Below are 20013 nucleotides of genomic sequence, written 5' to 3'. Positions count from 1 at the left end.
GAACCGCCGCTCGGGGCGGACCCGGTGGGAGGTGCCACCGGGTCCGCGAGCCGGCCGGGCGAGGGGGGAGTGCGTCCGGCCGGAGGGAATTGGCCTGGGAAGAGGTCGTTCGACAACGTTGTCCGAGCGACCTCCTCCGACTCTACCGCCTCGACGGAGAGCAAGGTCAAACCGGCGGGTACGGGCCACGCGGGCTGTCCAACCGGCTGAACGCACACGCCGGTCGGCGTTCCCCCGGCCGCGGTCACACGGGCTCCGGGGCGGCACCCAACACACTCGGGAGCCAGTCGAGTTGGCGGCGCACATGCACCGCGTCGCCGCCCTCGTGGCCGTTGTACGGATAGGCGTGGATCTCTTTTCGGGGCGGCGTGTCGTGGGTCGGCGTGTCGTGTGAACCGCCCAGCTCCCCGTACCGGTTGAACGCCGCGTACGCCCCGCTCGGCGGGCACACCGTGTCGCGCAGCCCGACCCCGAAGTGGGCCGCGGCCTGGGCGCGGCGGGCGAAGGAGATGCCCTCCAGGTAGGCGAGCGTGCGGTACGCGGCCTCCTCGGCGCCCCGGTGGACCGAGAGGTACGCGGTGATCTCGCCGTAGGGAGCCGCGTCGGTCAGGTCGAGCGCGCGCCGGATGCCGCACAGGAAGGGGGCGGTGACCAGCACCGCCGCCAGGTCCGGGACCAGTCCCGCGACGGCCAGGGCGAGGCCGCCGCCCTGGCTGTTGCCCACGGCGACGGTCCGGCCCGCGTCCACGCCGGGCAGCGCGCGCACGGCGCTCACCGCGCGGACCGCGTCCGTGATCAGGCGGCGGTGGTGGTGGTCCTGGGGTGCGAGCAGTCCCCGTGCCGCCGGGCCGGGACCGCCCGGCGCGGTCGCGTGCGGGTCGGGGGTGTCGCCTCCGCAGCCGTACTGGTCCCCCTGGCCGCGGTTGTCCATGAGCAGATGTGCGTACCCGGCGTTCACCCAGGTCAGCCGCTCGTGCGGAAGGCCGCGCCCGCGGCCGTACCCGGCGTACTCGACGACGGCCGGGAGCGGCTCGCGCACCCCGGCGGGCCGGCTGTACCAGGCGCGGACCGGGTCGCCGGCGAAGCCGCGGAAGGTGACGTCCCAACTCTCGGTGAGGCGCAGGCCGTTCGGCACGGGGCGCACCGAGACCAGTGGGTCCGTCTGGCCGGCCTCCTTCAGCGTGCTCTGCCAGAACTCGTCGAAATCGGCGGGCTCTTCGAGTTCCGCCCGATAGCGCGCGAGTTCTCGTGGTGGGAGGTCGAACGCGGGCACGGGACACCTCGCAGGAGTCGGACGACGCATGGAAACTTGCGGAGACAGCAGTGCCGGATCCTCGGGTTCTACCCCGTTCCGCAGCGACTCCAACTCCTCGGATTCGCGTCGGCAGACCGCTGCTCAACCCATTGACAGCGCTTTCTAGGTGCCCTTAAGTTGCCGCGAAGTTACCGGTAAGAGCTCGAAAGTTTCGGTTCCACGTCTCTGTCATGGGAGGACCGAGCCATGAGCACCACCACCAAGTCGGCCTCTCCGCCCGGACTCCAGAAGCCGCCCGGAGCCGACCCGCCCCCACCGCCCACCGCCCGCTCCGGCTGGCGCCGCACGCTGCGCCGGGACTGGCAGCTGTACTCCCTGGCGGTCCTTCCACTGCTGTTCTTCCTGGTCTTCCGCTATCTGCCGATGATCGGCAACGTGATCGCCTTCCGGCGCTTCGAGCCCGGCGGTTCGATCTTCGGCGAGCAGTGGGTCGGTCTGCGCTACGTCGAGATGTTCCTCAGCGACCCGACCTTCTGGCAGGTGTTCCGCAACACCCTGTGGCTCGGCGGGCTCACCCTCGTCTTCTGCTTCCCGATCCCGATCGTGCTGGCGCTGCTGCTGAACGAGGTGCGCCGGCGCTCCCTGAAGCGGTTCGTGCAGTCGGTGTCGTACCTCCCGCACTTCCTGTCGATCGTCATCGTCGCGGGCATCACGATGCAGATGCTCGCCACCGAGGGCCCGGTCAACCACGTGCTCGGCTGGTTCGGCCACGACCCGATCCGGTTCATCCAGGAACCCGAGTGGTTCCGCACGATCTACGTCGGCTCGGAGATCTGGCAGACCGCCGGCTGGGGCACGATCCTCTACCTCGCCGCCCTCACCACGATCGACGAGGACCTGTACGAGGCCGCGCGCATCGACGGGGCCAACCGCTGGCAGCAGACCTGGCACGTCACCCTGCCCGGGATCCGCCCCACCATGATCACGCTGCTGATCCTCAACGTCGGCACCTTCCTGGCCGTCGGCTTCGAGAAGGTCCTGCTGCTGTACAACCCGTTGACCTATCCGACCGCCGACGTGATCCCGACCTACCTGTACCGCACCGGCGTCGAATCCAGCAGCTTCAGCTACGCCGCCGCCATCGGCCTGTTCGAGGCGATCATCGGCCTGGTGCTGATCACGTCCGCCAACACGCTCTCGCGCCGCACAGTGGGGACCAGTCTGTGGTGAAGCCGAGCCGTTCCTACCGCGTCTTCCAGGGCGTCAACGGAGTCGTCCTCACCCTGGTCGTGCTCGTGACCCTGTATCCGTTCGTCAACATCATCGCCCGCTCGTTCAGCGGGGAACGCCAGATCCGGGCCGGTGAAGTGGCGCTGTGGCCGCAGGGCTTCAACCTCACCACGTACAAGATCGTGTTCGAGGACGCGATGTTCTGGCGCAACTACGGCAACACCGTGCTCTACACGGTCGTCGCCACCGCCGTCGCCATGGTGCTGACGACCTGTTACGCCTACGTCCTGTCGAAGAGGCACCTCAAGGGCCGCACCGCGCTGGTCGGCATCGCCGTGTTCACCATGTTCTTCACCGGCGGCCTGATCCCCAACTACGTCCTGATCACCAGCCTGGGCCTGAAGAACAGCGTCTGGGCGATCGCCCTCCCGAACGCCATCAGCGTGTTCAACCTGCTGGTGATGAAGGCCTTCTTCGAGAGTCTGCCGACCGAGTTGGAGGAGGCCGCGCAGATCGACGGGCTGAGCACGTACGGCGTGCTGCTGCGGATCGTGCTGCCGCTGTCGAAGGCGGTCGTCGCGACCATGGTGCTGTTCTACTCCGTGTCCTTCTGGAACTCCTGGTTCAGCGCCTTCCTCTACATGGACAAGTCCGAGCTGATGCCGGTCACCGTCTACCTGCGCAACCTCATCTCGGGCGCGACGACGGGCGGCAACGCGGGCGCCGCCGACGCGCAGCTCAGCCAGGTGGGAGCCAACATCCAGGCGGTCACGATCGTGCTGACCTCGCTGCCCATCCTCTGCGTGTACCCGTTCGTCCAGCGCTACTTCGTCTCGGGCGTGATGCTCGGCGCCGTCAAGGGCTAACAAGGGAGTAACCGTGAAGAACGCAGGACAGCTGTCGCGGCGTCAGGTCCTCGCCGCCGCGGGTTTCATCGGCCTCGCCACCCTCACCGGCTGCGGCAGCGGCGATGACGGTGAGGACTCCAAGGATCTGTCGAAGAAACAGAACGGTGCGATGAAGGAGTACCGCGTCGGCCAGCAGTTCAAGGCCACCAAGCCGCTCTCCTTCTCCGTCCTGCACAACAACAACCCGGTCTACCCGATGAAGAACGACTGGCTGTTCTGGCAGGAGCTCACCAAGCGCACCGGAGTCACCTTCAAGCCCGTCGCCGTCCCCCTGGTCGACTACGAGAAGAAGCGCAGCGTCCTCATCGGCTCGGGCGACGCGCCCTACCTGATCCCCAAGACGTACCACCCCTCCGAGGTCGCGTTCGTGTCGTCCGGCGCGATCCTCCCCGTCAGCGACTACGTCCACCTCATGCCCAACTTCCGCGACAAGGTCAAGCGCTGGAAGCTGGAGCCGGAGATCGACTCCATCCGGCAGTCCGACGGCAAGTTCTACCTTCTGCCCGGCCTGCACGAGAGGGTCAGGATCGGCTACTCGCTGGCCCTGCGCACGGACGTCCTCGACCGCCTCGGTCTGAGCCGGCCCACGAGCTGGGACGAGGTGTACCAGGTCTTCAAGGCGATCAAGGCGGAGTACCCGGACCGCTACCCCTTCTCCGACCGCTGGAGCAAGAACACGCCCTATCCGGCCGCCGCCCTCTTCAGCTATCTCGGCATGGCGTACGGGGTCCGGGCCGGCTGGACGTACAACACCATTGACTGGGACGCCAACGCGCGGAAGTTCGTCTTCACCGGCGCCACGGACGCCTACCGGCAGATGATCGAGTTCGTGCGCAAGCTGGTCGCCGAGAAGCTGGTGGACCCGGAGAGCTTCACCCAGACCGACGAGGAGGCGGCGCAGAAGCTGCTGGGCGAGAAGTCCTTCGCGATCAGCGCCAACCCGCAGGTCCTGGTGCAGGAGTACCGGTACAACCTGCAGAAGCAGATCAAGGGCGCCGAGATCGAGATGGTTCCGGTGCCGCTGGGGCCCGCCGGCCCCGTGGTCCTGGGGGGCGCTCGGCTGGAGAACGGAGTCATGGTCTCCAGCGACGCGCTCAAGAGCGACAGCTTCGTCGCGATGATGCAGTTCGTGGACTGGCTCTGGTACTCCGACGAAGGGCAGCGGTTCGCCCGATGGGGCGTCGAGGGCGTCACGTACACCCGCTCCGGCGGCCGGTACCAGCCGAAGCCCGGCATCAGCCTCATGGGCTCCGACCCGGACGCCTCGAAGGACATGCAGAAGAACTACGGCTTCTACAACGGCGTCTTCGCCTACGGCGGCAGCTGGGAACTCGTCTCCTCCATGTTCAGTCCGGACGAGAAGACGTTCCAGGACGCCATGAGCCGGCGCAAGGAACTGCCCATCGGTCCCGCCCACCCGTTGCAGTCCTTCGAGCAGGAACAGGCCTCCCTCTGGGAGACGCCCCTCAGGGACCACGTCACCCAGAACACCCTCCAGTTCGCCCTCGGCAAGCGCCCGTTGTCCGAATGGGACGCCTACGTCTCCGAGTTGAAGGCGAAGAACATGGAGCGGTTCGTCGACCTGCACAACAAGGCCTACGAGCGCTACGAGAAGGAGAACAGGTGAGCAGCGGCGTACGCACGGCCGATTTCGGCACCGGAGTCCTCTCCAGGGCCGCCGCTGTGGTCCACACCCTGGTCACCGTCGAGGCGCTGCTGCTCCTCGCCGCCTCGCCCGGACTGGCCGCCCTGCTCCTCCTCGGCCCCGACCCCGCCAACCTGCCACTGGCCGCCGTATGCCTGCTGCCCCTCGGACCGGCCCTGTCAGCCGCCGTGTACGCACTCCACCACCGCAGCCACGACCTCACCGACCTCCACCCGGCCCGCACCTATGCGCGCGGCTGGCGGCTCAACGCGCTCCCGGCCCTGCAGCTGTGGACACCGCTGCTGGCCTGGCTCACCGTGATCGCGTTCACGCTGACCCACTTCTCCGCCACCGGTCTGCCCGGCTGGTGGGCGGTGCTGCTCGCCGTTATCGGCGCCGTGTCCCTCCTGTGGGGCGCGCACGCCCTGGTGCTCACCTCGCTGTTCACCTTCCGCGCCCGTGACACGGCCCGCCTCGCCGGGTACTTCCTGCTCCGGCACGGCCGCGCCACCCTCGGCGCCGCCTCCCTGCTGGTCCTGACCGCCGCCCTCACCGCCCTGCTGACCGAGGCTCTGCCCGCCCTGCTGGCCGCACCCCTGCTGCTGTCCCTGCTGCACAGCGGCCGCCCGGTGATCGCCGAGACCGAGGAGGACTTCACCGCATGACGCCGAAGATCCGGTACGGCGGTGACTACAACCCCGAGCAGTGGCCCGAGGAGGTCTGGGACGAGGACCACCGTCTGTTCACGCGGGCCGGCATCGACACCCTCACGGTCGGCGTCTTCTCCTGGTCCCTGACCCAACCCGCCCCGGACACCCACGACTTCACGGTCCTGGACCGCGTCCTGGACCGGGCCGCCACCGAGGGCCGCCAGGTGTGCCTGGCCACCGGCACGGCCGCCCTGCCGCCCTGGCTCGCGAAACGGCACCCCGAGGTCAACCGCACCGACTTCGAGGGCCGTCGTCACCGCTACGGCCAGCGCCACACCTTCTGCCCCAGCTCCCCGGCGTACCGCCGACACGCCACGGCACTGGCGTCCCGACTGGCCGAACGGTACGCAAGCCACCCGGCGTTGCTGGCCTGGCACGTCAACAACGAGTACGGCGGCGCCTGTTACTGCGACCTGTGCGCCGAGGCGTTCCGGTCCTGGCTCCGGGACAGGTACGCCACCCTCGACGCCCTCAACGACGCCTGGTGCACGACCTTCTGGTCCCACCGCTACACCGCCTGGGACGAGATCGAGCCCCCGAGCGCGCTCACCGAGCACTGGCGCGGCCCCGACCACACCGCCTTCCAGGGCACCACCCTCGACTACTTCCGGTTCACCACCGACGCCCTGCTGGGCTGCTTCCTCGCCGAGAAGGAGGTGATCCGCGCCCATGACCAGGACACCCCCGTCACCACCAACTTCATGGGCATGTTCCGCCCCCTCGACTACCACCGCTGGGCACCCCACCTCGACTTCGCCTCCTGGGACAGCTACCCGCCCCTGGACGCCCCGCCGACCTGGCCCGCCCTGGCCCACGACCTGATGCGGGGCCTGAAGGACGGCGCCCCCTTCTGGCTGATGGAGCAGACCCCCTCCACCACCGCCTGCCGGGACGTCAACCCGCTGCGCCGACCCGGTGAGCTGCGCCTGGCCACGTACCAGGCGATCGCGCACGGCGCCGACGCGGCCCTCTACTTCCAGATGCGCGCCTCACGCGGCGCCTGCGAGAAGTACCACGGTGCGGTCATCGGCCACGCGGGCCGCGACGACACCCGCGTGTTCCGCGAAGTCGCCGAGATCGGCCGGGAGTTGACGGACCTGGACGACAGCACGCTCGGCGCCCGCACCCCCGCCCGCACGGCCCTGCTCTTCGACTGGGACAGCTGGTGGGCCCTGGAGATCTCCGACGGCCCGTCCCGGCCGCTGAAGTACCAGGACGTCGTCCACGCCTACTACCGGGCCGCCCGCGAGGCCGGCGCCGACGTGGACGTGGTCCCGCAGAGCGCCGACCTCACCGGGTACGACGTCGTCCTCGCCCCCGTCCTGCACCTGGTCAAGGGCGACCTGGCCGACCGCCTCGAAGCGGTCGCCGCCCGGGGCGGCACGGTCCTGGCGACCTTCCTCTCGGGTCGCGTCGACGAGCACGACCGCGCCTTCCTCACCGACGTCCCCGGCCCGCTCGCGCCCCTCATGGGGGTCCGCGTCGACGAATGGGACTCCCGCCCGCAGGACGTCGTACAGCCCGTGCGGATGGGGGAGTTCGAGACCGGGGCCCGTCTCGTCTTCGAGATCGTGCAGCCGCGCGGCGCCGAACCGGTCGGTACGTACGGCGCCGACTTCTACGCGGGCACCCCGGCCGTGACCCGCAACGGCTTCGGCGAGCACGGGGGAGAGGGCTGGTACGTCGCCACCGCCCTGGACCGGCCGGGCGTCGACCACGTGGTCCGCCGAATCCTCGCCCGCCACGACCTGATCGGCCCGTACGCCGACCGGCCGGGTCTGGAGACCGCCACCCGTGTCACCCCCGACGGCACCCGTCTGCTCTTCCTCCTCAACCACACCCCGGAACCGGCCCACCTGACCGCCCACGCCCCCGCCACCGACCTGCTCACCGGCAAGCGGGCCGAGGAGGGCGAGCCCCTGACCCTCGACCCGCTCGGGGTGGCGGTACTGCGCCTTCAATAGATCTTCAGTAGATGCGGCGCCCCCGCGCGTCGGGCACCCCCGACTTGCGGAAGAAGTAGCTGTTGATCTGATCACGCCACTCGCGGGCACCGCGGAGCTGCTCCTCGAAGAGCGCGGCCACCCGTGCGTGGCGCGCCGGGGCCACCAGCCCGGCCAACGAGGCCCACACCTCCCGGGCCGCCTCCACCTCCTCCACGCCCTCGAAGTGCGTGTCGTAGATGTGCTGGATCACCGTTGTGCCGCTGTGCAGCAGGTGCCCGTAGGACACGTGGTGGAAGAACAGCAGCAGCTCGTCGGGGCAGGTGTCCGTCGACTCGTAGACCTCGGACCAGGGCTTGCCGTACTGCCCCGCGTACCCGGTACCGGTGGCGCGGCTGCGGTCCACGCCGAGCCCGTCGCGGTCAGCGAAGTGGTAGGTGCCCCACGGGCTGTACTCGTAGCCGTCCACGCTCGGCCCGTAGTGGTGCCCCGGCTGCACCATGAAGCCGACCCCGAGCGGCGCGGTGTACTTCTCGTACGTCCGCCAGGAGCCGTCCAGGACGGCATGCAGCCCGTCGGTCAGCGGCTCCGGGGCCTCCGGGAAGGTCAGCCGGATCCACTCGTCGAGGACGCCGGACGGGTCCGCGTCCGGTTGCCACGCCAGCCGCCCGAAGGTGTACAGGTTGGCCTGGGCCAGCGGATGCCCGGTCCAGAACGGGTCGTCGCCCACGTTGGACACGGCGACCAGCCCGCCCCGCGCCAACTCCCCGACGGACGCGGCCTGTTCGACGGGGAACCGCAGCACCTCGCTCCACATCGGCCCGAGCCAGCACACGTGTCGCTGCTGCCCGGTGTACTCCTGCGTGGCCTGGAGCTCCACCGCCAGCCGGGTCCCGGGCATCGCGCCGATCAGCGGCGAGACCGGCTCCCGCACCTGGAAGTCCAGCGGCCCGTGCTTGACCTGGAGCACGGCGTTGTCGGCGAACTCCCCGTCCAGAGACACGAAATGGTCGTACGCGGCCCGCGCCCGGTCGGTCGTGCGGTCCCGCCAGTCCTGGCGGTGGTCGTAGACGAAGGCCCGCCAGTGGACCGTGCCGCCGTGCGGCTCCAGCGCGGCGGCCAGCATGTTCGCGCCGTCCGCGTGCGTACGGCCGTAGGCGAACGGGCCGGGCTGCCCCTCGGAGTCGGCCTTCACCACGAAACCGCCGAAGTCCGGGATCGCCGCGTACACCCCGGCGACCGCCCGCGCCCACCACGCCCGCACCTCCGCGTCCAGCGGATCGGCGCTCGCCAGTCCGCCGAGCACGATCGGCGCGGCGAAGGTGACCGACAGATGCGTCCGGATGCCGTACGGCCTGAACGCGCCCGCGATCTCGGCGACTTCGCCGATCCGGTCGGTCAGCAGACGGGCCTCGGTGGCGTGCACGTTGACGTTGTTCACGGCCACGGCGTTGATCCCGCAGGCCGCGAGCAGCCTGCCGTACGCCCGCACCCGTTCCAGGTCCCCGCGGGCCCGCCCGTCCTGCCAGAACAGCGACCCGCCCGCGTACCCGCGCTCGACCTGCCCCATGACCGGGTGCACGGCCACGTTGTCCCAGTGGTCGAGCATGCGCAGCGCCAGGCGCGGCCGGAACGGCTCCGGCGGATACCCGCCCCGGAAGGCGTCCTCCCCGAGCCGTACGACATGGAACAGCCCGTACAGCAGGCCGCGCCCGCCGGACGCGGTGACGGTCGTCCGGCCGTCGGCGCGGCCGCAGGTGAAGGCCTCGGAGCCGTCGTCGTCGCCGGTCAGCTCCAGCACCAGGTCGTAGGCGGCACCGCCCGGTCCGGCGTCGAGGTCGACCCGACCGCCGAACCGTGCGCAGGCCCCGGCCACCTCCGTGTGCACGGTGCCCACCAGCGGACCCGAACCGCGGATCAGCGTCCGCCGGGTGCCGATCGGCCGGAACACACCGTCCGGCAGCCAGGCCGGATCGACACCGCGCATGAGACACCGACTCCCTTGATCAGGCGAGCAGTTCGACTTCCGACACCACCGCCTCGCCGTCGAGCACCAGGCGGTACCTCCCGTACGTACCCGGAGACCCCACGGTGAACGCCCGGGTCTGCCGGTCCCACGCGAAGGACTGGCCGGAGCGCCGGTCGAGGGTCGTCCAGGTGGTTCCGTCGTCCGAGCCCTGGAGCGTCCAGCCGGTGGGTGCCTTCGCCCGGTCGGTGGACGAACTCACCGTGTACTGAAGGCCCTTGACGGGACCGGACACCGGAAGGTCCACGGACGTCACGGTCGCGTCCGTGCCCGAGGTGTTGTCGAACAGCGCGCCCTCACCCTTCAGTACGTCCGCCCTCGGCGTCGGCACCTCGTCGTCCCGGGTGATGGACACCGGCGCATCGTTCCTGCCCGTGCCCCACGAGGACGGGCGCGGCCCCATGTCGAAGTCCAGGACGGCCCCCCGGGAGAGCACCGAGTGCGGGAGTGAAGTCGACGTCCAGGTACGGCCGTTGACCTTCAGGCCCTGGACGTAGACATTGCGGGCGCTGTTCTTCGGAGCCCGGACCACCAGCTCCCGGCCGTTCTCCAGATGGACCGTCGCCCTGGTGAACAGCGGGGAGCCGACGGCGTATTCGCCGCCGCCCATCACCAGCGGGTAGAAGCCCAGCGCGGAGAAGAGGAACCAGGCCGACTGCTCGCCGTTGTCCTCGTCGCCGTGGTAGCCCTGCCCGATCTCGCTGCCGGTGTACAGGCGCGACAGCACCTCGCGGACATTGCGCTGCGTCTTCCAGGGCTGCCCGGCCGCGTCGTACATGTAGTTCACATGGTGGGCGACCTGGTTGGAGTGTCCGTACATGCCCATCCGGACGTCCCGCGCCTCCGTCATCTCGTGGATGACCCCGCCGTAGGAGCCGACGAAGTCCGGCGAGGCCGTCTCCGGGGTGGCGAAGTACTCGTCGAGCTTGTCCGCCAGGCCGCCGCGGCCGCCGTAGAGGTTGGCCAGGCCCCGGCTGTCCTGCGGGGCGGTGAAGGCGTAGCCCCAGCCGTTGGTCTCGGTGTAGTCGTATCCCCACACGCGAGGGTCGTACTTGCCCGACTCGACCCGCCAGTCGCCCTTGGCGTCCCGGCCCTGGAAGAAGCCGGCCCTGGAGTCGAAGAGGTTCACGTAGTCCTGGGCCCGGTTCAGGAAGTACTCCGACTCCTCCCGGTAGCGCTTCTCGCCGGTCTTCTCGTACAGCGCCCGGCCCATCCGCGCGATGCCGTAGTCGTTGAGGTAGCCCTCCAGCGCCCAGGACAGGCCCTCGTGGGTGTCGGTGCTCGTGTAGCCGAGGAAGGGCGAGGTCGCCATGCCCTTGCGGCCCACGCCGGAGGCCGGCGGTACGACGGTGGCGTTCTTCACGGCCGCCTCGTACGCCGACTTCGCGTCGAAGTCCACGCCCTTGACGTACGCGTCCGCGAAGGCCACGTCGGAGGAGGTGCCCGTCATCAGGTCCGCGTACCCGGGCGAGGACCAGCGGGAGGTCCAGCCGCCGTCCTTGTACTGCTGCACGAACCCGTCGACCATCTCGCCGGCCTGAGAGGGTGTCAGGAGCGAGTACGCCGGCCAGGTCGTCCGATAGGTGTCCCAGAAGCCGTTGTTGACGTACACCTTGCCGTCCACGATCTTCGCGCCGGTGTGCGTCGGGGTGTCGGGGCCCGGCATCGGCGAGAAGGGGGAGGCGTACTTGTACGTCGAACCGACCTTCTCGAAGCCGGAGTTGGGGTACAGGTACAGCCGGTACAGGCTGGAGTACAGCGTGGTCAGCTGGTCCGGGGTGGCGCCCTCGACCTCGACCTTGCCGAGGATCCGGTCCCACTGCCGCTGGGCGCGGTTCTTCACCTTCTCGAAGGAGGTGCCGTCCGGGATCTCCTGACGGAGGTTGTCCTTCGCCTGGTCGAGGCTGATGAGCGAGGTCGCCAGGCGCAGGGTCACGGTCCGGTCGTCGCCCGCGTCGAACCGCAGGTGCCCCTTGACCCCGCTCGACGCCCCGTCGGTCACCGGCTTGTCGAACTCGCCGTACACGAAGAGCCGGGTCGCCCCCGCCGACAGCCCCGACCTGACGTCCGAGTACCCGGTGACGACACCGGCCGACGCGTCGAGTGTGAGCCCCGCCTGATCGGTGACGTTGTCGAAGAGCACGCTCGCGTCCGCGCCCGGATAGGTGAAGCGGAGCACCGCCGCGTGGTCCGTCGGGGCCATCTCCGCCTTCAGCCCGTTCTCGAACCGCACCCCGTAGTAGTACGGCCGCGCGGTCTCGTTCTCGTGCCGGAAGGCCAGCTCACGGGCCTCCCGGCCGGTGTCGGGGCTGCCGGGGGCGGCCGACGGCATCACCTGGAAGGTCTGCCGGTCGCCCATCCAGGGGCTCGGCTCGTGGCTCGCGCTGAACGCCTGGATCGTCGGCAGGTTGTCGGCGTTGTTCGCGCGGGCGTAGTCGTAGAGCCAGCTCAGCGAGCCCGCGTTGGTCACCGGCGTCCAGAAGTTGAACCCGTGCGGGACCGCCGTGGCCGGGAAGTTGTTGCCGCGCGAGAAGGCGCCGCTGGACTGCGTGCCCCGGGTGGTCAGCGCGTAGTCGGAGAGATGGGCCCGGGGCCGCTCGGGCGCGACGGGCTCGATGGTCACGTCGTCCAGCCAGCCGCGGAACTTCGCCGGGCCGGTGGGGGAGTCGTAGGCGAGCAGGATCCGGTCGACGGTCTTGCCGGCCGCGACCGACCCGATCCGCGAGGCCACGTGGTTCCACTGGTTGACGTAGAGCACCTTGGCGGCGCCCTGCCCGCGCGGCGACAGCGCGAAGCCGTGCTGGTCGCTCGCCCCGAGGCCGCTGAGCGAGGTGCCGTCCGTGAAGACGAGGTCCACCGCCACGTTCGTGGCGTCGTAGTCCCGGTCGCCGTCCGCCATCGACGGGAAGATCCGGTACGACAGCCGGGTGTTCCGGCCGACCGCCACGTCCACGTCGAGGATCTTGTTGTACGAGTACGCCCGTCCGTCGGCCGTGTGCCGTCCGGCGTAACGCAGGGCCCTCTTTCCGGTGAATCCGGCGCCCGCCTTCGCGGTCGGCGACCCGCTCGGGCCGCGGTCGACGAGCGAGAGCATGTCCGGCGGCACGGGACCCTCGTCACCGCCCGTGGAGAACTGCACGTCGGCGAGCTGGAGGATGCCGTCGGCGCCGTTGTTGCCGGTGATGTCGACGCGGAAGTGCCGGTACTCGGACGGCTCCGCGAGGTCGTACGTCCTCGTCTGGAACCGCTCGGCGAAGGTCTCCCCGGAGCGGGTGTCGAGGGTCTTCCAGTCCTTGCCGTCCGTGGAGCCCTTCAGGGTCCAGTCCTTCGGGTCGCGCGCGGCGACGTCGTTCGCGGAGGTGAACGCGTACCGGGCCAGCTTCACCGGCTCGTCCAGGTCGAACTCGACCCAGCCGGTCCGCTCGAAGACCAGCCACTTGGTGCCCGGCTCGCCGTCGACCAGGTTCTCCTTCACCTCGCCGCCGCCGGCGTTCTCCCCGCTCGCCCGGACGTCCGTGACCCGGTCGGTGACATTGCCCGGGATGCCGGTGCTGTAGCCGCCGTCGACCCCCGCGGCCCGCTTGCCGCCGTCCGGCGCGGTGTCGACGGTGCTGATCCAGTCGGGTGCCGGATCACCCGCCTCGAAGGAGGTGGCGAACGACCTGTCGGCCGCCGCGGGCGCCTCCGGCAGGGCGACCGCCGCGCCCTGGGAGCCCACCGTCATGACAAAGGCGGCCGCCACCGTCGCGACCGCCGCACCACGTCTGTGCCGAACTCCGTGTTGCCGAACTCTGTGCTGTCGCATACGCGAGCACTCTCCCTGCACCAAGTGGACAACGTTGTCAACTTCTCTGCGCAAGGATTAGTTGTTGCTCAAGTGGACAGTGTTGTCAAGGGTGTTGACTGTGGCATTCGGGCCCTATGTCAGGGATTTTTCCGGCAAGAGGCACACAGGTCGCTCATATTTCCGGGAGGTCTCAACTCGGAAAAGACCCTTGGCCAACCTTGCATTCGATCTTGCTCCATTGACGTGAAGTGGACTATACCTGTCGGCGATTCACCCGATCCGTACGTCATGATCCGCACAAACCTGCTTGACCTGACCGCGGTGCCGGCAAAGGATCCGGTTCACCGCCTGAGTCCTGGAGAAGGCGAGGACTTGAGCATGGGATCCACTTCGGCCGAGTACGACGGCACAGGCGGTGTAGGCCGCCGCGATCTGATCAAGCGGTCCGCCGCGCTGGGCCTGATCTCCGTCCCCACGATGAGTTTCCTGTCCGCGTGCGCCAGCAGTGGCGGCGACGACGGCGGGGAGAAGGCCAAGGCCGGCAAGAAGACGGCCAAGAACCCGCTCGGTGTGAACGAGACCGCGGGCATGGAATTCGTCCTGTTCGACGGCGGCTTCGGCAAGGAGTACGCCCAGGACGCCGTGAAGATCTACGAGAAGAACTTCCCCGAGGCCAAGGTGAAGTTCTCCGCCACCCAGAAGATCCAGTCCACCCTCCAGCCCCGCTTCAACCAGGGCACCCCGCCGGACCTCATCGACAACTCCGGCGCCGAGCAGATGGACATGGGCGTCCTGGTCGGCAAGAACCAGCTCGCCGACCTCACCCCGCTCCTGGACGCCCCCTCCTACGACGACCCGGCCAAGAAGGTCCGCGACACCCTGCGCCCGGGCATCGTCGAGATGGGCCAGTTCGACGGCGACCCGGTCTGGATCATGTACTACGCCTACACGGTGTACGGCGTCTGGTACTCGCAGAAGGCCCTGGACTCCCTCGACGAGCAGTACCCGGAGACCTGGGACCAGATGCTCGCCGTGTGCGAGAAGGCCAAGAAGAAGGGCATGGCGGGCTGGACGTACGCGGGCAAGTACCCGTACTACCTGCCCTTCTCGCTGTACCCGATGATCGCCAAGGTGGGCGGCCGCGAGGTCCTGGACTCCATCGACAACCTGGAGCCCAACGCCTGGAAGCACCCGGCGGTCAAGACCTGCTTCGAGGCCTACTACGAGCTCCAGCAGAAGGGCTACGTCCTCAAGGGCACCCCCGGTCTGGACCACATCCAGTCCCAGACCGCCTGGGCCCAGGGCAAGGCGCTGTTCATCCCGAACGGCTCCTGGGTGGAGAACGAGTCGGCCAACGTCATCCCCAAGGACTTCGACCTGGCGGTCTCGGCGCCCACCGGCATCGACTCCTCCGACAAGATGCCCTTCGGCACCATCTGGGCCTCCGGCGGTGAGCCCTTCGTCGTCCCGGCCAAGGCGAAGAACGGCACGGGCGGCATGGAGCAGCTGCGCATCATGCTCTCCGAGGCCTCCTCGAAGAACTTCACCAGCAAGGTGAAGTCGCTGACCGCCTACAACGGCGGAACGGACGGCATCACCCTCACCCCGGGCCTGAAGTCCGGTGTCGCCGCGCTGGACAAGGCCGGCGAGAACGTGGTGAACCCGCGGATCCAGGACTGGTACGTCCAGCTCCAGAAGGAGCAGATCGGTGTGTCCGGCCTGGGCGAGATGATGGCCGGCCGCCTCACCCCGGCCGAGGCCATCAAGAAGATCCAGGGCTTCGCCGACGCGGCCGCCAAGGACACCTCGATCAAGCACTACAAGCACCAGTAACGGACCGGAGAAGCGATGCAGCACGGCAAGTACCGGTTCATCGTGGGGTTTCTGGCGCTGCCCCTCGGACTGTACGCGCTCTTCGTGGTGTGGCCGTTCATCCAGTCCATCTACTACTCGTTCACGGACTGGACCGGCCTGAGCCCCGAATTCAAGATGGTCGGCCTGGACAATTACCGGAGGATGCTGGACGACGAGATCTTCTGGAAGTCCTTGCAGCACAGCTTGATCTTCGCGGTCGTGCTGCCGCTGGTGACGATCAGTCTGGCACTGTTCTTCGCCTTCATGATCAATGTGGGGGGCCGCAGGAGGAGGGGCGGCCCGGTGATCTCCGGAGTCCGGGGCTCCTCCTTCTACAAGATCGTCTATTTCTTCCCGCAGGTCCTCTCGATCGCGATCGTCGCCCTGTTGTTCGCCTTCGCGTACAACCCGGACAGCGGCGCGATCAACTCGATCCTGCGCGGGATCGGTCTCGACAGCATTCAGCCGCTGTGGCTGGGCGACCCCGATCTCGCCCTGTGGGCCGTGATGGCGGTCCTGGTCTGGTCCACGGTCGGCTTCTTCGTGGTCCTGTTCTCCGCCGGTATGGCCTCGATCCCGGCGGATCTGTACGAGGCCGCGCTGCTGGACGGGGCGAACCGCTCCACCACGTTCTTCCGGATCACCCTGCCGCTGCTGTGGGACACCGTGCAGTCCGGCTGGGTCTACATGGGCATCCTCGCGCTGGGCGCCGAGTCGTTCGCGGTCGTACAGATCATGACGACAGGTCCGGGCGGTCCCGACTACTCGACCACCGTCATGGTCCTGTACGTGTACCAGAAGGCGTTCCGTGACGGACAGGCCGCCTACGCCACCACCATCGGCGTCGCCCTGCTCGTCGTCACCCTGGCCTTCGCCGCCCTCGTGATGCGGCTCGGTCGGCGCGAGCGGCTGGAGTTCTGATCACATGAAGACGACCGAGACCCCCGCCCCCGTACCGGCCCAGCCCGGTCCCCGCGTCGCCAAGGTCGACGCCCCGCACGGCCCGTCCCCGAAGGCGAAGAAGGAGGGCACCGCCCTCAACGTCTTCTCGCACGGCATCCTGGTCATCTGGGCGATCATGGTCGTGCTGCCGCTGCTCTGGGCGGTGATGACGTCCTTCAAGGACGATGCCTCCATCTTCAACTCGCCCTGGTCGCTGCCGGACAGGCTGCACTTCGACAACTGGTCGCGGGCCTGGACCCAGGCCAACATGAGCGACTACTTCCTCAACACCATTCTGGTGGTGGGCGGTTCACTCATCGGCACGCTGGTGCTCGGCTCGATGGCGGCCTACGTCCTGGCCCGCTTCGACTTCCCCGGCAACCGGTTCATCTACTACCTGTTCATCGGCGGCATGAGCTTCCCGATCATGCTGGCGCTGGTCCCGTTGTTCTACGTGGTGAACAACATGGGCCTGCTGAACACCATCCACGGGCTGATCCTCGTCTACATCGCCTACTCGCTGCCGTTCACGGTGTTCTTCCTGACCGCGTTCTTCCGCACCCTGCCCAGCTCGGTGGCGGAGGCGGCCTTCGTGGACGGCGCCTCGCACTCCCGGACGTTCTTCCAGATCATGCTGCCGATGGCCAAGCCCGGCCTGATCAGTGTGGGGATCTTCAACTTCCTCGGGCAGTGGAACCAGTACATGCTGCCGACGGTGCTCAACACCGACCCGGACAAGCGGGTGCTGACCCAGGGGCTGGTCCAGCTGGCGGTCAGCCAGGGGTACAAGGGTGACTGGTCGGGCCTGTTCGCGGGCCTGGTGATGGCGATGCTGCCGGTGCTCGCGGCGTACATCGTCTTCCAGCGGCAGGTGGTGCAGGGACTGACCGCGGGGGCGCTCAAGTAACGAACCGAGAACGCTGCGCGTACACCGTTTCCGGGCTCTCCGGGGCGGTGTCCGTTGTGGTGTCCGCCGGGGCGATCGGGGACCTGGATGCGGTTCAACCTCTTGACGGTAGGCAACCCGAACGGCTCTGCTTAGAGTTCACTAGTTGGACATAGACGGGGCCCCATCGATGCGGTCCCGTGCGCAGGAGGTCGTCGTGGAGACTCCGGGGTCGCAGTCGTCGCTGCACCGAGCCAACCTGGAACGGGTCGTGCGGGCCGTGCGGCTGGCCGGCTCGCTCACGCAGGCCGAGATCGCACGGACGACGGGCCTGTCCGCGGCCACCGTGTCCAACATCGTCCGTGAGCTCAAGGACGGCGGAACCGTCGAGGTCACGCCCACTTCGGCGGGTGGCCGACGGGCCCGCGCGGTCTCGCTGAGCGGGGACGCCGGCATCGTCATAGGGGTGGACTTCGGGCACACCCATTTGCGCGTCGCGGTCGGGAATCTCGCCCACCAGGTGCTGGCCGAGGAGTCCGAGCCGCTGGATGTGGACGCCTCCTCCACGCAGGGCTTCGACCGGGCGGAACAGCTGGTCAACCGGCTGATCGAGGCCACCGGCGTGGACCGCTCCAAGATCGCGGGCGTGGGTCTCGGTGTGCCCGGCCCGATCGACGTGGTGTCCGGCACGCTGGGCTCGACCGCCATCCTGCCGGGCTGGACCGGCACCAAGCCCGCCGAGGAGCTGGGCGGGCGGCTCGGCGTCCCGGTGCACGTGGACAACGACGCCAACCTCGGCGCCCTCGGTGAGCTGGTCTGGGGCAGCGGCCGGGGGGTGCGGGACCTGGCGTACATCAAGGTCGCCAGCGGTGTGGGCGCCGGCCTGGTCATCAACGGCAGGATCTACCGCGGCCCGGGTGGCACAGCGGGAGAAATCGGGCATATTACTCTTGATGAATCCGGTCCCGTCTGCCGCTGTGGCAACCGGGGCTGCCTGGAGACCTTCGCGGCCGCGCGCTATGTGCTTCCGCTGCTCCAGTCCAGCCACGGCACCGATCTGACGATGGAGGGCGTCGTACGACTGGCGCGGGACGGAGACCCTGGCTGCCGTCGGGTGATCGCCGACGTCGGCCGTCACATCGGCAGTGGAGTCGCCAATCTCTGCAACCTGCTGAACCCGAGCCGAGTGGTCCTGGGCGGTGATCTCGCCGAGGCCGGTGAGCTGGTGCTCGGGCCGATCAGGGAGTCCGTCGGCCGCTATGCGATCCCCAGTGCGGCGCGCCAACTGTCCGTGCTTCCAGGGGCACTTGGAGGCCGCGCGGAGGTGCTCGGAGCACTCGCCCTCGCCCTCAGCGAGATGGGTGATTCGACCCTTTTGGACAGCACGCTGCACGCAGCGGCACCTGCCTTCACTTAGAGAACGCAGGACGCCGTTGCCATCTCGTTAAGTATTTACTTCTTGACGTCGCACGTGTGGCCGAGTTGACTTCCAGCCACCTCGGCCGCAACGACGCGGCCTCGTCAGGGAGGTTTCTCAAGTGAACACGCTCATGCGTCGTGCCGCCGTTGCCGTTGCCATCTCGGCCCTCGCCGTTACGGCCAGCGCCTGTGGCAAGGCCGGGGACGACAAGGACAGCGGCAGCTCCGACTCGGGCAGCAAGTCGATCGGCCTGCTCCTGCCCGACAGCGTCACCACCCGCTACGCCAAGTTCGACAAGCCGTACTTCGACGCGAAGGTCAAGGAGCTGTGCTCCGAGTGCAAGCTCGAGTACGCGAACGCCGCCGGTAACGCCTCGACCCAGGCCCAGCAGGTCAGCAGCATGATCACCAAGGGTGTCAAGGTCATCGCGATCAGCGCCGTGGACTCCGCCGCGATCAAGTCCTCCATCCAGGCCGCCGTCGACAAGGGCATCAAGGTCATCGCCTACGACCGCCTCGCCCAGGGTCCGGTCTCCGCCTACGTCTCCTTCGACAACGAGAAGGTCGGCGAGCTCCAGGGCCAGTCCCTGCTCGACGCCATGGGCTCCAAGGCCACCCCGAAGGCCAAGGTCGTCATGATCAACGGCCTGGCCTCCGACCCGAACGCCGGCCTGTTCAAGAAGGGCGCCCACAAGGTCCTCGACGGCAAGGTCGACATCGCCTACGAGCAGGCCGGTGACTGGGACGACAAGGTCGCCGCCCAGAAGATGTCCGCCGCCATCACCCAGCTGGGTGCCAAGAACATCGCGGGCGTCTACTCCGCCAACGACGGCATGGCCGGCGGTATCGCCACCGTCCTCAAGGGCGCGGGCATCAGCACGATCCCGCTGACCGGTCAGGACGCGGAGCTCTCCAGCATCCAGCGGATCCTCGCCGGCACCCAGGCCAGCACCATCTACAAGGCGTACAAGCCGGAGGCCGACGCGGCCGCCCAGCTGGCCGTCAACCTGCTGGAGGGCAAGAGCATCGACTCGCTCGCGACCACCACGCAGACCAGCGGCTCCGGTGACCAGGTGCCCTCGCAGCTGCTGACCCCGGTCGCGCTGACCAAGGCCAACATCAAGGACACGGTGGTCAAGGACAAGCTCTACACCGTCGCCGAGATCTGCACCGCGCCCTACGCCGCCGCGTGCAAGGCCGCCGGTCTGCAGTAGCAGCCGCCTCGAAAGCGCCTCCTCGCCGAGGACGCGCCCCGAGCACGTCCGGCGCCCGACCCCACCTTCATACCCCGCTGTGGGGCGGGCGCCGGACGGAAGCACGACCGGCGCAGCCGTTGCCAACGGGCACCGGCCGCGCGCATGTTCATCTTGTAAACCGGTGCTTCGAGCACCAACTCTCCGCGCCCACC

13 protein-coding genes are annotated in these 20013 nt (G+C 68.7%); 10 read left to right on the top strand and 3 right to left on the bottom strand.

All coding sequences use genetic code 11. From position 1 onward, the window contains the following. Positions 1 to 244: 244 nt before the first annotated feature. On the bottom strand, positions 245 to 1273 hold the full coding sequence (locus K4B79_RS32930) for an acetylxylan esterase (RefSeq protein WP_232030973.1): 1029 nt from the start codon (positions 1271 to 1273) through the stop codon (positions 245 to 247). Positions 1274 to 1501: 228 nt separating this feature from the next. On the opposite strand from K4B79_RS32930, the gene K4B79_RS32925 reads away from it, so the two are divergent. Genes K4B79_RS32925 through K4B79_RS32905 form a run of 5 tightly spaced genes read left to right on the top strand, consistent with a single transcriptional unit; the run spans position 1502 to position 7712 of the window. Further along, the gene (locus tag K4B79_RS32925; RefSeq protein WP_232030972.1) at positions 1502 to 2485 is read left to right on the top strand and encodes an ABC transporter permease; all 984 of its coding nucleotides are present in this window, start codon (positions 1502 to 1504) and stop codon (positions 2483 to 2485) included. Continuing rightward, positions 2479 to 3351, top strand: coding sequence for a carbohydrate ABC transporter permease (locus tag K4B79_RS32920; protein ID WP_232030971.1), 873 nt, complete (start codon positions 2479 to 2481; stop codon positions 3349 to 3351). Before K4B79_RS32925 ends, K4B79_RS32920 begins: the two co-directional genes overlap by 7 nt. A gap of 13 nt (positions 3352 to 3364) precedes the next feature. After that, complete coding sequence (locus tag K4B79_RS32915; protein ID WP_232030970.1) at positions 3365 to 5020, top strand: ABC transporter substrate-binding protein; 1656 nt, start codon at positions 3365 to 3367, stop codon at positions 5018 to 5020. Next, positions 5017 to 5703, top strand: a complete 687-nt coding sequence (locus tag K4B79_RS32910) for a hypothetical protein (protein WP_232030969.1) — start codon at positions 5017 to 5019, stop codon at positions 5701 to 5703. The genes K4B79_RS32915 and K4B79_RS32910 overlap by 4 nt, the downstream gene beginning before the upstream one ends. Beyond that, positions 5700 to 7712 carry a beta-galactosidase gene (locus K4B79_RS32905; RefSeq protein WP_232030968.1) on the top strand — a complete coding sequence of 671 codons (2013 nt, stop codon included), beginning with the start codon at positions 5700 to 5702 and terminating at the stop codon, positions 7710 to 7712. The genes K4B79_RS32910 and K4B79_RS32905 overlap by 4 nt, the downstream gene beginning before the upstream one ends. A gap of 4 nt (positions 7713 to 7716) precedes the next feature. On the opposite strand, the gene K4B79_RS32900 is transcribed toward K4B79_RS32905, so the two are convergent. Both K4B79_RS32900 and K4B79_RS32895 read right to left on the bottom strand, forming a co-directional pair. Further along, a complete protein-coding gene (locus K4B79_RS32900; protein ID WP_232030967.1) occupies positions 7717 to 9678 on the bottom strand; it encodes an alpha-glucuronidase in 1962 nt (653 codons plus the stop codon). Positions 9679 to 9697: 19 nt separating this feature from the next. Next, positions 9698 to 13441: a GH92 family glycosyl hydrolase gene (locus K4B79_RS32895; protein WP_232031184.1), complete on the bottom strand. Its 3744-nt coding sequence runs from the start codon at positions 13439 to 13441 to the stop codon at positions 9698 to 9700. 441 nt (positions 13442 to 13882) lie between these two features. Between K4B79_RS32895 and ngcE the strand changes: the two genes are divergently transcribed. The 5 genes from ngcE (at position 13883) to K4B79_RS32870 (ending at position 19819) form a co-directional block, all read left to right on the top strand. After that, positions 13883 to 15337 carry an N-acetylglucosamine/diacetylchitobiose ABC transporter substrate-binding protein gene (gene ngcE, locus K4B79_RS32890; protein WP_232030966.1) on the top strand — a complete coding sequence of 485 codons (1455 nt, stop codon included), beginning with the start codon at positions 13883 to 13885 and terminating at the stop codon, positions 15335 to 15337. Between the two features lie 15 nt (positions 15338 to 15352). Beyond that, positions 15353 to 16279, top strand: a complete 927-nt coding sequence (locus tag K4B79_RS32885; RefSeq protein WP_232030965.1) for a carbohydrate ABC transporter permease — start codon at positions 15353 to 15355, stop codon at positions 16277 to 16279. Positions 16280 to 16283: 4 nt separating this feature from the next. Continuing rightward, complete coding sequence (locus tag K4B79_RS32880) at positions 16284 to 17207, top strand: carbohydrate ABC transporter permease (RefSeq protein WP_232030964.1); 924 nt, start codon at positions 16284 to 16286, stop codon at positions 17205 to 17207. Between the two features lie 196 nt (positions 17208 to 17403). Further along, positions 17404 to 18603: an ROK family transcriptional regulator gene (locus K4B79_RS32875; protein WP_232030963.1), complete on the top strand. Its 1200-nt coding sequence runs from the start codon at positions 17404 to 17406 to the stop codon at positions 18601 to 18603. Between the two features lie 133 nt (positions 18604 to 18736). Continuing rightward, positions 18737 to 19819, top strand: coding sequence for a sugar ABC transporter substrate-binding protein (locus tag K4B79_RS32870; RefSeq protein ID WP_232031183.1), 1083 nt, complete (start codon positions 18737 to 18739; stop codon positions 19817 to 19819). Positions 19820 to 20013 lie beyond the last annotated feature (194 nt).

The sequence above is a fragment of the Streptomyces lincolnensis genome, from assembly GCF_021173675.1.
Classification (GTDB): Bacteria; Actinomycetota; Actinomycetes; order Streptomycetales; family Streptomycetaceae; genus Streptomyces; species Streptomyces lincolnensis_B.
The sequence above is the reverse complement of the archived record's forward strand: the minus strand, read 5'-3'. Positions and strand labels throughout refer to the sequence as shown.